The organism is Sulfitobacter sp. W027, assembly GCF_025143985.1.
Taxonomy (GTDB): domain Bacteria; phylum Pseudomonadota; class Alphaproteobacteria; order Rhodobacterales; family Rhodobacteraceae; genus Sulfitobacter.
The window spans coordinates 512,933-525,764 of record NZ_CP083564.1 but is presented as its reverse complement, the minus strand read 5'-3'; the positions used below and the strand labels follow the sequence as shown (position 1 = coordinate 525,764).

The 12,832-nt window shown below is 58.4% G+C and carries 14 protein-coding genes; 2 read left to right on the top strand and 12 right to left on the bottom strand.

The genetic code is table 11. The features are described 5' to 3' along the window. Positions 1-99: 99 nt before the first annotated feature. Positions 100-1,236, bottom strand: coding sequence for a PRC-barrel domain-containing protein (locus K3759_RS02560; protein WP_259984190.1), 1,137 nt, complete (start codon positions 1,234-1,236; stop codon positions 100-102). A 242-nt stretch (positions 1,237-1,478) separates the two neighbouring features. Beyond that, positions 1,479-2,510 carry a fatty acid desaturase gene (locus K3759_RS02555; protein WP_259984189.1) on the bottom strand — a complete coding sequence of 344 codons (1,032 nt, stop codon included), beginning with the start codon at positions 2,508-2,510 and terminating at the stop codon, positions 1,479-1,481. 389 nt (positions 2,511-2,899) lie between these two features. On the opposite strand from K3759_RS02555, the gene K3759_RS02550 reads away from it, so the two are divergent. Then, positions 2,900-3,073, top strand: a complete 174-nt coding sequence (locus tag K3759_RS02550; protein ID WP_259984188.1) for a hypothetical protein — start codon at positions 2,900-2,902, stop codon at positions 3,071-3,073. A 68-nt stretch (positions 3,074-3,141) separates the two neighbouring features. Here the strand turns inward: K3759_RS02550 and K3759_RS02545 are convergent, their stop codons facing one another. The 8 genes from K3759_RS02545 to rpsL all read right to left on the bottom strand — a co-directional run bounded on the left by K3759_RS02545 (position 3,142) and on the right by rpsL (position 10,028). Further along, positions 3,142-3,438 (bottom strand): 50S ribosomal protein L23, encoded by a 297-nt coding sequence (locus tag K3759_RS02545; protein ID WP_007118833.1) that lies wholly within the window; start codon positions 3,436-3,438, stop codon positions 3,142-3,144. Continuing rightward, positions 3,435-4,052, bottom strand: a complete 618-nt coding sequence (gene rplD, locus K3759_RS02540) for a 50S ribosomal protein L4 (RefSeq protein WP_259984187.1) — start codon at positions 4,050-4,052, stop codon at positions 3,435-3,437. The genes K3759_RS02545 and rplD overlap by 4 nt, the downstream gene beginning before the upstream one ends. Continuing rightward, positions 4,049-4,927 (bottom strand): 50S ribosomal protein L3, encoded by an 879-nt coding sequence (gene rplC / locus K3759_RS02535; RefSeq protein WP_259984186.1) that lies wholly within the window; start codon positions 4,925-4,927, stop codon positions 4,049-4,051. Before rplC ends, rplD begins: the two co-directional genes overlap by 4 nt. A gap of 17 nt (positions 4,928-4,944) precedes the next feature. Further along, entirely contained in the window at positions 4,945-5,265 is a 321-nt protein-coding gene (rpsJ, locus tag K3759_RS02530; protein WP_093927152.1) for a 30S ribosomal protein S10, read from the bottom strand. Positions 5,266-5,637: 372 nt separating this feature from the next. Then, entirely contained in the window at positions 5,638-6,813 is a 1,176-nt protein-coding gene (gene tuf, locus K3759_RS02525) for an elongation factor Tu (RefSeq protein ID WP_259982967.1), read from the bottom strand. 93 nt (positions 6,814-6,906) lie between these two features. Next, the gene (gene fusA, locus K3759_RS02520; protein WP_259984185.1) at positions 6,907-9,033 is read right to left on the bottom strand and encodes an elongation factor G; all 2,127 of its coding nucleotides are present in this window, start codon (positions 9,031-9,033) and stop codon (positions 6,907-6,909) included. Between the two features lie 65 nt (positions 9,034-9,098). Continuing rightward, entirely contained in the window at positions 9,099-9,569 is a 471-nt protein-coding gene (rpsG, locus tag K3759_RS02515; protein ID WP_007118827.1) for a 30S ribosomal protein S7, read from the bottom strand. Positions 9,570-9,656: 87 nt separating this feature from the next. Beyond that, positions 9,657-10,028 (bottom strand): 30S ribosomal protein S12, encoded by a 372-nt coding sequence (gene rpsL / locus K3759_RS02510; RefSeq protein WP_007118826.1) that lies wholly within the window; start codon positions 10,026-10,028, stop codon positions 9,657-9,659. Between the two features lie 399 nt (positions 10,029-10,427). Between rpsL and K3759_RS02505 the strand changes: the two genes are divergently transcribed. Further along, complete coding sequence (locus K3759_RS02505; RefSeq protein ID WP_259984184.1) at positions 10,428-11,231, top strand: putative rhamnosyl transferase; 804 nt, start codon at positions 10,428-10,430, stop codon at positions 11,229-11,231. Here K3759_RS02505 and K3759_RS02500 read toward each other — a convergent pair. After that, positions 11,204-12,091, bottom strand: a complete 888-nt coding sequence (locus K3759_RS02500) for a DMT family transporter (RefSeq protein WP_259984183.1) — start codon at positions 12,089-12,091, stop codon at positions 11,204-11,206. The two genes, K3759_RS02505 and K3759_RS02500, sit on opposite strands and share 28 nt — an antisense overlap. A gap of 161 nt (positions 12,092-12,252) precedes the next feature. After that, on the bottom strand, positions 12,253-12,657 hold the full coding sequence (locus K3759_RS02495) for a two-component system response regulator (protein WP_259946355.1): 405 nt from the start codon (positions 12,655-12,657) through the stop codon (positions 12,253-12,255). Positions 12,658-12,832: the final 175 nt, after the last annotated feature.

Here is a 12,832-nt window from a genome sequence, read left to right as displayed (position 1 = left end):
CAGAGGACACGGCAAGATTCCTCGCACCCATGCGCAGAAACGAAAAGAGGGCGCCAAAGCGCCCTCTTTCCCGAATTTCCAGCTTATGCAAAGCAAGGATTAATCAAGGCCGATGCTTTCTGCCAGGCGCATGCCCGGATCAAGAAGCCGAACTTCGGATTCGTTGAACTCCGGCATGCTTTCCAAACGCTCTTCGGTGACGCCGGGAACGATCACTTCGTCCTCACGCAGGATCAGTTTCTCAACTGGAATGGCGACCTCGTTTTCGCCCATCCCAAGGAAACCACCAACACCGATGATTGCAACAATGGTGTCACCGCGGACGCCGATAAAGTCGATCTCGCCGACATCTTCGCCAGTCTCAGTTGCGACACTGCGACCGGTCAATTCTTCGGCTGTCAGGTTAAAGATCGGCAGACGCTGTACGTTTTCTTGGTACCGCGCGCGGTCTTCCTCTTCCATATTGCCCTGCTCATCTGCATTGAAGTCTTCCATCAACACACGCGCCTGCTCCTGCTCGACGTCAACGTCGGCAGCTTCGGAGGCTTCGATGTTCACCTTGGGCTCTTCGGCTTCTTCAACGACGACATTGGCATCATCGCTCTGCTGTACGTTGACCTGAGCTTCTTTCTGCTCAACGTCGACCTTCGCCTTACCGGCCTCATCCACGTTCACGTCAGCTTCGGCGTTTTCAATAGTCACCTTCGGCTCGGCTTCTTCGATGGTGATCTTCGGCTCGGGGCGCACAAATTTCACAACCGGCTCGGGCTGCTGCAGATCAACCACCGGTTCACCCGTGGTCACGTCGACCTTCGGCTTCGGCAGCTGCACGGTCACGACCGGCTCGGGAATGCGCACGGTTACCTGTGGCTGTGCTTGCTCGATGGTGATGATCGGCGCTTGCTGCTGAACGCGTACGTTCGGCTCTGGCACCTGAACTGTCACTTCGGGCTGGCCCTGCTCAACAGTCACGACAGGCGCTTCCTGAGATACGTTCACGTCAGGCTCTGGCACGGTCACGTCAACTTCGGCATCTTTCTGTTCGACGACAACTTGGCCGCCTGCAACATTCGCGGTCGCCGCAGCACCGGATTCAGCCTCAGACTGGGCTTCAGCTTCGGCATTGCGTTCGATTGTTTCCTCAACGTCCTTCGTTGCATCCTGCGCCAAGACCGGAGCAGCAGCGAAAAGAGCGACGGCAGATACGCCGGCCATGAGTGTCTTTGTATAGATCATAAGGTCTCTCCCATTAGGTCATTCTGAGGTGCCGGGCACCTCGTCTTCCGTGGGGAGACAACAGGCAGCTTTCCGCTCTGTTCCATTAAAAAATATTACATATTGTCGGAACAAATCTACCGATATCGCTAGGATTGCCTAGGGTGGCCGGGGGTTCCCGTGCCGGTATTAACGAAGAGCTGGAAGAGAAAAGCCCCCACCGAGGTGAGGGCTTTCAAAACTGTCCGACAATGCAGCTCGATTTATACCGCGCGGCGGGCCTGCGCGAAGGACAGCAGCCGCTTGGTCTTTTCGTCCCAAAGGTGCAGCCGCGCATTGGCAAGGCTTTCGCGGATGGTCATCCGATTGCCCTCAGCCAGTGCCGCATGATCGCGCAGCACTTCGGGCAAACGATAGAAGGGGATACGGCTGTAGAGGTGGTGCACATGGTGGATGCCGATGTTTGCACTCAGCCACTGCAGCGGCCGCGGCAGGATGTAATGCGAAGAGCCGTGGAAGGCCGCATCATGCAGGTCCCACGCCTCATTCTCTTCCCAATGCGTGGTCTCGAACTGGTGCTGCACATAGAACAACCACATGCCCGCCGTCGCAGCCAGAAGGGTGCTTGGCACAAAGATCAACAGGATCGGCATGATCCCCCCGAAGTAGAAGATCACCGCCAAAGCCGCAAGGATCGACAGATTGGTGCCCATCGCGCTCAGCCAATAGCGCGCCTTGGCCATCAGCCCCAATGGCAGGCGGTTCTGCAAGAAGAAGAGATAGCCCGGCCCTAAGCCAAACAACACGATCGGGTTTCGATAGAGGCGGTAATGCAGCCGCCCAAACAGACCAAGGGCCCGGTATTCCGCAACCGTGAGCGTGTGAATATCGCCGATCCCACGACGTCCAAGGTTCCCCGCCGAGGAATGGTGGATCGAATGTGTCCGGCGCCAAACGTCGTAGGGCGTCAGCGTCAGCACGCCCAGCACGCGCCCGACCCAATCACTGGTCCGGCGACTGCTGAAAAAGGCCGCATGGCCGCAATCATGCTGGATCGCAAAGAGCCGCAGCAGAAAGCCCGCGTTGACCAAAGAGATTCCCAGCGTCAGCCAACCGCTGATCGACAGCGCCCACCATGCCAGCGCCCAAAGCAGAATGAAGGGCCCAAGCGTGATCGCCAGCTCAAGACTGCTGCGCCAAGTGCTCGGCTCGCGGTAGCGAGCCAGCACGCGCACCCAGTCGCGCGCGTTCGACACGTCCGCGGACGCGCCAGAGGTGAGATTTTCTTGAAACATAGAACTGCTTTTTATCGTTGCTCCATGCCTTGTAGAGGAAAGCGCGCAGCAAGCAACTTATCCGTTGGGTATTAACGAGGGGTTTCCGCCCATGCGGCCATAAATAGCCGGTATATGACCTGCGGGCAGGTCAGGATGATTGATTTGACCGACCGGCGGACATAGCCTTGCTATGCCCTTGCCCAACCCGCCCTTCCAGAACGATGTCGCAAAATGCGCATTCGCGGCCTTCCCGACCATCGCGCGTGACGGCCTGCTAGAAATCCGTCATCTTAATTTCGCGGTGGCAGAAGCCGAAAACGTGGGCGCCTTCGAAGAGAGCCTGAAATGTGGCCAACCCGCTTATCTGACCTCGGAAAGAAAATTGCACACCCCCCCTGCGGCTGGGGGTGCCAAAGATTGGCGGCTATGCACTGTTCGTACACTGCCAGTGGCCACTGATCGCAGACGCCCGGACGGTCTTTGACGATGCCTTCACCTATGAGGGCAACCGCGCGGTGCTCTTCGACGTGCATGCCCAAATTACCAAAACGCCCCTGCCGCTTCTGATCGCTCAAGCGTGACCTACCACCGCCGCAACGAAAAAGGCCCCCGCTATGCGGAGGCCTTCCTAAAATCTTTTACCGAAAGCTTACAGCCCGGTGGAGACGTCGATTGTGTTGCCCTCTTCGAGCGTCACATAAGCCTTTTTCACGTCTTTACGGCGGCCCATCTGGCCCCGGAAACGCTTGACCTTGCCTTTGGTGATGGACGTGTTCACGGCCTTCACCTTGACGTTAAAGAGCGCCTCAACGGCCTCTTTGATCATTGGCTTGTTGCTTTCAATCGCCACTTCGAAAACGACAGCGTTCTGTTCGGACGCCATGGTTGCTTTCTCGGTGATGATCGGCTTGCGGATCACGTCGTAGTGTTCATGCTTGGCGCTCATTTCAGGCGTGCCTCCAATGCTTCGATCCCCGCTTTGGTGATCACCAGAGTGTCACGCTTGAGGATGTCATAGACGTTTGCGCCCATCGACGGCAGGATATCCAAACCTTCGATGTTGCGTGCGGCCTGTGCGAAGTTCTCGTTGACCGAAGCGCCATCGATGACCAGCGTACGCTTCCAACCCAGGTTCGAAACCTGCTTGGCCAGAGCGGCTGTTTTGCCTTCGGAGGTTGCTTCGTCGATGATGACCAATGCGCCCGCTTTCGCTTTGGCGGACAGCGCGTGGCGCAGACCCAGCTTGCGGAACTTTTTGGTCAGCTCGTGGCCGTGGCTACGCGGGGTTGGACCCTTGTAGATACCACCCTTACGGAAGATCGGCGCGTTCCGGTCACCGTGACGAGCGCCGCCGGTGCCTTTTTGGCGATAGATCTTCTTGGTCGAGTAGCTGGTCTCGGACCGGGTCTTGACCTTGTGCGTACCCTGCTGCGCGTTGTTACGCTGCCAGCGCACGACGCGGTGCAGAATGTCGGCACGCGGCTCAAGGCCGAACAGTGCTTCGTCCAGGTCTACGGACCCAGCGTTGCCACCGTCGAGTTTGATGACATCGAGTTTCATGCGTCACCTTCTTTCTTGTCAGCGTCGGCATCGGAATTGTCGGCATCCGAACCTTCAGCTGCGATTTCAGCTTCTGCGGCTTTCAGCGCTTCGGCTTCCTGTGCGGCTTGCTCTTCGGCCAAACGCTTGGCTTCGGCTTCTGCCTCTGCTGCGGCTGCGGCGGCTGCCTCTTCGGCGGCTTTCGCGGCTTCTTCAGCGGCGGATTTCAGAGCGGCGGGCAGAATCGCGTCTTCGGGGAACGGCTTTTTGACCGCATCCTTGACGGTGACCCAGCCACCTTTGGAGCCAGGAACGGCGCCTTTAACCATGATCAGGCCACGCGCGCTGTCAGTCTTGACGACTTCGAGGTTCTGCGTGGTGACACGGGCAGCGCCCATGTGACCGGCCATTTTCTTACCTTTGAAAACCTTGCCGGGATCCTGACACTGGCCTGTGGAGCCGTGCGAACGGTGGCTGATGGAAACACCGTGTGTCGCCCGCAGACCGCCAAAGTTGTGACGCTTCATCGCACCGGCAAAACCTTTACCGATGGATGTGCCTGCAACGTCAACGTACTGACCAGCGAAGTAATGGTCGGCGGTGATTTCCTCACCCACGTTGATCATCGCTTCCGCGTCAACGCGGAATTCGGCAACCTTGCGCTTGGGTTCCACTTTCGCAGCTGCGAAGTGGCCACGCATGGCCTGGCTTGTACGTTTGGCTTTCGCCGAACCGGCACCGAGCTGAACGGCGGTGTAGCCGTCACGGTCTGCGGTGCGCTGTGCGACAACCTGAAGCTTGTCCAACTGAAGAACGGTCACAGGGATCTGCTTGCCGTCTTCGAGGAACAGCCGGGTCATGCCGACTTTTTTTGCAATAACGCCTGAGCGCAACATATGATTACCCTCCGGGCTTACGATTGCAGCTTGATCTCGACGTCCACGCCAGCGGCGAGGTCGAGCTTCATCAGCGCGTCCACGGTCTGGGGGGTCGGATCAATGATATCCAGCAGACGCTTGTGCGTGCGGATTTCGAACTGGTCACGGGATTTCTTGTCAACGTGGGGACCACGCAGAACGGTGAATTTCTCGATTTTGTTCGGCAGCGGAATGGGTCCGCGAACCGAAGCGCCTGTGCGCTTCGCGGTGCTGACGATTTCCTGTGTAGAAGAATCGAGCACCCGATAGTCAAACGCCTTCAGGCGAATGCGGATGTTCTGGCTTGGAGCGGCCATATGCATATCCCTTGTTTTGGGATTTCAACGGATTGGAGGAAGCAGGCTCATCCGGCCCCCTCATCGCGCCTTGGTATCAAATCAAACGGGGCGCGTCTGACGCACCCCGGTGATTGGCGTCCTATAGGGGGAATCGATGGTAGTGGCAAGCAGGTTCTGAAAACGCCTCGGTTTTCAGAACCAGTGCGCAAAGTCATGCTGCTCGCAGCGTGACAGCGCACCCCGCCTGCGTTCAATCACGACCAAAAGAGCGCCTGCACCCCCACCACGGGTAGGCCGAACAAACTCCCCCCCCACAAACGCAAAAGGCCGCAGCAAATGCTGCGGCCTTCTAAAGCTCTTACAAGTCAGGCCCAAAGGCCCAGCCCATAATTACTCAGTGATCTTCGACACAACACCCGCGCCAACAGTACGGCCACCTTCGCGGATCGCGAAGCGCAGGCCGTTTTCCATGGCGATCGGTGCGATCAGCTCGACACCGAAGGACACGTTGTCGCCAGGCATAACCATCTCGGTGCCTTCTGCCAGCTGAACGGTGCCGGTCACGTCAGTTGTACGGAAGTAGAACTGCGGACGGTAGTTCGCGAAGAACGGCGTGTGACGGCCACCTTCCTCTTTGGTGAGGATGTAGGCTTCGGCTTCGAACTTGGTGTGCGGGTTCACGGAACCGGGCTTGCAGAGAACCTGACCGCGCTCAACGCCGTCACGCTCAACGCCACGCAGCAGCGCGCCGATGTTGTCGCCAGCTTCACCACGGTCCAGCAGCTTGCGGAACATTTCAACGCCTGTGCAGGTCGTCTTTTTGGTGTCGCGGATGCCGACGATCTCGATTTCGTCGCCAACGTTGATCACGCCGCGCTCAACACGACCTGTCACAACGGTACCACGACCGGAGATCGAGAACACGTCTTCGACGGGCATCAGGAACGGCTGGTCAACGGCACGCTCAGGTGTCGGGATCCATGTGTCGACAGCTTCCATCAGCTTGCGGATGGAGTTTTCGCCGATCTCTTCGTCGCGGCCTTCCATGGCTGCCAGAGCGGAACCGGGGATGACGGGGATGTCGTCGCCGGGGTACTCATAGGAAGACAGCAGCTCGCGGATTTCCATCTCAACCAGCTCAAGCAGCTCTTCGTCGTCAACCTGATCAACTTTGTTCATGTAGACAACCATCGTCGGGATGCCAACCTGACGGCCGAGCAGGATGTGCTCGCGCGTCTGGGGCATTGGGCCGTCGGCGGCGTTCACAACCAGGATCGCGCCGTCCATCTGAGCGGCACCGGTGATCATGTTCTTCACATAGTCAGCGTGGCCGGGGCAGTCGACGTGGGCGTAGTGACGTGCTTCGGTCTCATACTCAACGTGAGCGGTCGAGATGGTGATGCCGCGGGCCTTTTCTTCGGGCGCGCCGTCGATCTGGTCATACGCTTGGAAGTCACCGAAATACTTGGTGATCGCCGCGGTCAGCGTGGTTTTACCGTGGTCAACGTGGCCGATTGTGCCGATGTTGACGTGCGGTTTGGTGCGTTCAAACTTTGCCTTTGCCATGGGGTTGGCTCCTTTTGGTCTTTCAGAACGGTGCGTGCGATGCACACACCCTACGGTTTGGGGTAGGATGCGTGGTTTCCCACGCACCTTTGCTTATGCGAATTTGGCCTGAATCTCGTCAGAGATGTTCTGCGGCACAGGCTCGTAATGGTCGAACTGCATGGTGAAGTTCGCACGACCGGAAGACATCGACCGCAGCGTGTTGATGTAGCCGAACATGTTCGCCAGCGGCACGAAGGCGTCGATCGCGATGGCGTTGCCGCGCGTGTCTTGACCCTGCACCTGACCACGACGGGATGTCAGGTCACCAATGATGCCACCGGTGTACTCTTCCGGTGTCACAACTTCGACCTTCATGATCGGTTCCAACAGCTTGGCGCCCGCTTTCTTCATGCCTTCGCGCATACCCATACGGGCGGCGATTTCAAAGGCCAGAACGCTGGAGTCAACGTCGTGGAACTTACCGTCGATCAGAGCCACCTTGAAGTCGATGACCGGGAAGCCCGCCAGCGGACCGGAGTCCAGAACCGACTTGATACCCTTTTCCACGCCCGGGATGTATTCCTTGGGAATGGCACCACCGACGATACGGCTCTCAAAGGAGTAACCTTCGCCCGGCTCGGTCGGCATCAGGATCATCTTAACTTCACCGAACTGACCCGAACCACCCGACTGCTTTTTGTGGGTGTAGGTGATTTCGGCTTCGCGGCTGATGGTCTCGCGGTAAGCCACCTGCGGCGCACCGATGTTCGCTTCAACTTTGAATTCGCGCTTCAGACGGTCCACCAGAATGTCGAGGTGAAGTTCGCCCATGCCTTTCATGATGGTCTGACCGGATTCCAGATCGGTTTCGACACGGAAAGACGGGTCTTCGGCGGCCAGACGGGCCAGACCTGCAGACATCTTTTCCTGGTCGGCCTTGGTTTTCGGCTCAACCGCGATCTCGATCACCGGATCGGGGAAGGTCATGGTTTCCAGAACCACCGGATCGTTCTGCGCGCAGAGCGTGTCACCCGTGGTGGTGTCTTTCAGACCGGCAAGCGCAATGATGTCGCCCGCGAATGCTTCTTCGATCTCTTCGCGGTTGATCGAGTGCATCATCATCATACGACCGACGCGCTCTTTTTTACCCTTGGTCGAGTTCAAGAGGGTATCGCCCTTCTTGAGCATGCCCGAGTAGATGCGGGTGAAGGTCAGCGAGCCCACGAAGGGGTCGTTCATGATTTTGAACGCAAGGCCAGAGAACGCCATATCATCGTCCGCACGGCGCGGGATGTTACGTGTTTCTGTCTCATCGCCCGGCTTGAAGCCCATGTAGTCGACAACGTCCAGCGGGCTGGGCAGATAGTCGATCACGGCGTTCAAGAGCGGCTGAACACCTTTGTTCTTGAAGGCAGAGCCACAAAGAACGGGGATGAACTTGATTGCCAGCGTGCCCTTGCGGATCAGCGCGCGCAGGGTGTCAACGTCCGGCTCAGCGCCGTCCATCAGGTAGTTTTCCATCGCCTCATCGTCCATCTCGACCGCAGTCTCGATGAGCTTGGCCCGCCATTCGTCGGCGGTCTCTTTCAGGCTGTCACGGATTTCGCGCTGTTCCCAGCCGGCACCCAGATCTTCACCGGACCAGACCCATTCCTTCATGGTGACAAGGTCAACAAGACCTTCAAGCTCGGTCTCGGCACCAATTGGGATCTGGATCGGCGCAGGTGTGGCACCTGTACGGTCTTTAATCATCTTCACGCAGTTGAAGAAGTCCGCGCCGATTTTGTCCATCTTGTTGACGAACACAATACGCGGAACCTTGTAGCGGTCAGCCTGACGCCACACGGTTTCGGTCTGCGGTTCAACACCGGCGTTGGCGTCAAGCACGGCAACCGCGCCATCGAGAACCGCCAGCGAACGCTCAACTTCAATGGTGAAGTCAACGTGGCCGGGGGTGTCGATGATGTTCATCCGGTACTTGGTGTCGGATGTCGCATCGGGTGTGGGCTCTTCCTGACGCTGCCAGAACGTGGTGGTCGCGGCGGAGGTGATGGTGATACCGCGTTCCTGCTCCTGCTCCATCCAGTCCATCGTCGCGGCGCCGTCGTGGACTTCGCCGATGTTGTGGGATTTGCCGGTGTAGAACAGGATGCGTTCGGAACAGGTGGTTTTGCCGGCATCGATGTGAGCCATGATGCCGAAGTTGCGGTAGCGTTGGAGCGGATAGTCGCGTGCCATGGGGCTGCTTCCTCGAAAATATCAGTACGAACGGATCGCGCCCGAAACCGGGCGCGACGTTGAAATTACCAGCGGTAGTGGCTGAACGCTTTGTTGGCGTCGGCCATTTTATGCGTATCTTCGCGCTTTTTAACGGCAGTACCACGGGACTGGACGGCGTCCATCAGCTCGCCTGCAAGGCGCTCTTCCATGGTGTTTTCGTTGCGGGCGCGCGCGGCTTTGATCAACCAGCGGATCGCCAGCGCCTGACGGCGCTCGGGGCGCACTTCGACTGGCACCTGATAGGTGGCACCACCAACGCGACGCGAACGGACTTCGACGGACGGCTGGATGTTTTCAAGTGCTTCGTGGAACACTTCGATCGGGGCGCGTTTGATCTTGTCTTCGACGCGGGTCATCGCGTTGTAGACGATGCGCTCGGCGACAGATTTCTTGCCGTCGATCATCAGGTTGTTCATGAACTTTGTAAGAACCAGATCGCCGTATTTGGCGTCTGGCAGGACTTCGCGTTTTTCAGCGGCGTGGCGGCGTGACATGTCAGTGTCTTCCTCTTGGCGGGTGGTGGGGCCCTGCCCCACCCAACATCGAATGGAATGGCGGGGGCGTGCCCCAGCCGTGCGAGATTACTTCGGACGCTTCGCGCCGTACTTGGAACGACGCTGCTTACGGTCTTTAACGCCTTGGGTATCAAGCACACCGCGCAGGATGTGATAACGCACACCCGGAAGGTCTTTTACACGACCGCCGCGGATCAGAACCACGGAGTGTTCCTGAAGGTTGTGGCTCTCGCCCGGGATGTAGGAGATGACTTCGAAACCATTGGTCAGGCGCACTTTGGCAACCTTACGCATGGCCGAGTTCGGCTTCTTGGGTGTTGTTGTATAAACCCGTGTGCAGACGCCACGCTTTTGCGGGCACTCCTGCAGGTGCATGGATTTCGAACGTTTGACTTTCGGCTGCCGCGGCTTGCGGATCAGCTGTTGGATCGTTGGCATTCCGGATATATCCCCGTATCGCTCAGATTTTGTACACGGGGGATCCCCCATGCGGCTAATTTCGGTTACCTTGCGCGTCCACAAAGCAAAATGACCGCAACGTTCCCGTACCGAGGAAAACGACGCGGTGGGTTAACAGAGGATCGGGCCAGTAGTAGGCCGGATCGTGACCACTTGAGTTATGAGTTCGGATTGGCAGAGCGGCCTCCACCTCCGAGATAGCGGGCGTATAGGACGTTGCGCGGGGGCTGTCAACAGCAGGGCCCGGCCCAGCGCCGCCCAGAGCAGAGGATCGCGTGCTCTGGATGCGCCATGTGGCCCCCTCCCTGGCAGAGCCCCCTTGCCAGCGGCTCTCCCCTGTCGCCATATTCGTCGAAGTTATCCTTGAGGGACAATACCATGCAAGCCATCGGCCTGTGCCGTTTTTCTTACCCCGCCCTTGGTGGATTTCAGGTGGGTCATGACACCACCGAGGAACGCATTGCCTACCTCTATGACGAAACCCGGCTTGAAGAACGCTTCCGCCTGCTTGAGACAGTCGCCCTGCCCTGCCTCAAGGCCCAGACCAATCCGGATTTCTCAATGATTTTCGTGATCGGAGACCAGTTTCCCGCCGCCCATGCCAAACGGCTCGAATCGCTTTTGTCGGACCTGCCTCAAGCGGTGATCCACCGCGAGCCGCCGCGCCAGCACCGCGAAGTAATGAAAGAAGTGCTGAACGCCGCGCGGATCAATCCAAAAGAACCCTGCCTGCAATTTCGCTATGACGATGACGACGCGGTCTCAGTCGACTTCATCGACCGCCTGCGCCGCACGGTTGAGGACAGCGCGGGCCTTTTGATAGGTCAACGCTCGGTCGCCTTTGACTGGCCCAAAGGGTATATCGCCGAGTTCGGGCCGGACGGCATCCGCGCGGCAGAAGTTTTTCGGCCCCTGAATGTGGCTGCACTGGCGATGTATGTGAAGGGCGGCAGTCCGGTCACGATCATGAACTTCGCCCATGAGAAACTGCCGCGGTTTATGCCCTGCGTGAGCCTTCCCGATGCGACGATGTTCGTGCGCAGCCACAACGGTTCCAACGATTCGCGCCAAGGGCTTGCCCGGCATGTTAAGGTCGCGCCGCTTGATGCCGAAGGCGAAGCGCTGTTTCGCGCACGCTTTGCCATCGACGCAGATCAGGTGCGCCGGACCTTCTCAGCCTGAATTTTCAGGGCGCGTTCGCGGTAGAGGGTGAAGACCCCCGTGGCCACAACAATGCCCGCGCCGATCAAGGTCAGGGTGCCCGGCCAATCGCCAAAGATGAACCAGCCCAGCAGCAGCGCCCACAGCAGGCCTGTGTAGCGGAACGGCGCCACAAAGGCGACGTCGCCCACCCGCATGACCTGGATCGAGAAAAAATAGCCGCCAAGCACGAAAACGCCGGACCCGCCAATCAGCACTGCCAGCGAAGGTGTCACCGGCGCCCACGGCGCACTGAGTGATGCGAGCCCCGCCGCCGTCATCACCGACAGCGCGGTGATTAATGTGACCGTCATCGAGGGCACCGCAGGTGACAGGGCGCGGGTTGAAAGATCACGGACCGTCACGCAGAGCACCGCGATCAGCACGTAGATTGACCAGATGTTAAACCCTTCAGCTCCCGGCTTCACAATCAGCAAGACACCGCAGAAACCGATCCCAATCGCCACCAGCCGCCGCCAGCCTACCGCCTGCCGCAACACCAGTGCCGCGGCCAACGTGACCGAGAGCGGCACCACCTGAAGAATCGCGGTGACATTGGCCAAAGGCATGTTGAACAGCGCCGTGAGAAAGAAATAGGCCGCTGAAATCTCGGCCACAGAGCGGAGGCCGATCACCCGCCAGTCCCGCGCTTCAAGCCGAAAATTGATGCGCCCCAGTTGACGGCTGAGGGCAAGGATCAATAGCGACGTCGTTGCCCCCCGCAGGAAGAGGAGCTGGAACAGCGGCAGTGCCCCGTCGGTCATTTTAAGCAACGTATCGTTAAACGTGAAACAAGCCATCGAGGCGATCATCAGCAATGCGCCGATGGTATTGGGGGACATGAAAGCGCTCCAAGAAAAATGGTGCGGCTTATATCGGTGCCGCTCCCGAATGACTGGCAGCGGGCACGGGGGCTGTCAAGAACGGCGGCTTGTGCTCGGCCACGGGACCGACAGCAGATGACGGTCAGCAGGCGCCTAGAGCGCCGCTTTGCCGCAGAGCGTTACTGGCTAGACGCCTGCGCCACCGATTGTTGCTGACTGGCCAGCAGGTTCCGGACCGTGCTGCGCAGCAGTCCCGGCTCAACGGGTTTTTGCATCACCGTGGCGGCGAGATCTCGGAAGGCGTCATAGACCTCCAGATCGCGGGTACGACCACTGAGAAAAATGATCGGCGTGCCGGCAATGTCGGGGTTTTCGCCAAACCGATGCGCCAATTCCAAACCACCCATGTCAGGCATGGAGATATCGCTGATGATCAAATCGGGCTTCAGGTCATTCACCACCGCCAACGCATCGCGGGCGTTCAAACAAGAGACAAAGGTCAGCGATCTGTCGTCGGAAAAGATCATCTTTACCAATTCCAGAATGATCGGATCATCGTCGATATGTAGAATGCGGGACGTCATTTGAAGACCTTACGACGGTTAAGCTTTCGCAAACCTATTGCGACTATGTGGCGGATGTAAGGCTCCGGCGGCAAATTCCGGGCCATCTTGCTGGCACTGTGCTTTCGATGTTGTGGCGCAGCCCATAAAAAAGCCCCCGCAGCTTTCACTGCGGGGGCTTTTGATTTCTAAGTCA

Coding starts and splice junctions, on each gene's coding strand:
- K3759_RS02560 (WP_259984190.1), bottom strand. CDS start 1,236: ATGATCTATACAAAGACACTCATGGCCGGCGTATCTGCCGTCGCTCTT.
- K3759_RS02555 (WP_259984189.1), bottom strand. CDS start 2,510: ATGTTTCAAGAAAATCTCACCTCTGGCGCGTCCGCGGACGTGTCGAAC.
- K3759_RS02545 (WP_007118833.1), bottom strand. CDS start 3,438: ATGAGCGCCAAGCATGAACACTACGACGTGATCCGCAAGCCGATCATC.
- rplD (WP_259984187.1), bottom strand. CDS start 4,052: ATGAAACTCGATGTCATCAAACTCGACGGTGGCAACGCTGGGTCCGTA.
- rplC (WP_259984186.1), bottom strand. CDS start 4,927: ATGTTGCGCTCAGGCGTTATTGCAAAAAAAGTCGGCATGACCCGGCTG.
- rpsJ (WP_093927152.1), bottom strand. CDS start 5,265: ATGGCCGCTCCAAGCCAGAACATCCGCATTCGCCTGAAGGCGTTTGAC.
- tuf (WP_259982967.1), bottom strand. CDS start 6,813: ATGGCAAAGGCAAAGTTTGAACGCACCAAACCGCACGTCAACATCGGC.
- fusA (WP_259984185.1), bottom strand. CDS start 9,033: ATGGCACGCGACTATCCGCTCCAACGCTACCGCAACTTCGGCATCATG.
- rpsG (WP_007118827.1), bottom strand. CDS start 9,569: ATGTCACGCCGCCACGCCGCTGAAAAACGCGAAGTCCTGCCAGACGCC.
- rpsL (WP_007118826.1), bottom strand. CDS start 10,028: ATGCCAACGATCCAACAGCTGATCCGCAAGCCGCGGCAGCCGAAAGTC.
- K3759_RS02505 (WP_259984184.1), top strand. CDS start 10,428: ATGCAAGCCATCGGCCTGTGCCGTTTTTCTTACCCCGCCCTTGGTGGA.
- K3759_RS02500 (WP_259984183.1), bottom strand. CDS start 12,091: ATGTCCCCCAATACCATCGGCGCATTGCTGATGATCGCCTCGATGGCT.
- K3759_RS02495 (WP_259946355.1), bottom strand. CDS start 12,657: ATGACGTCCCGCATTCTACATATCGACGATGATCCGATCATTCTGGAA.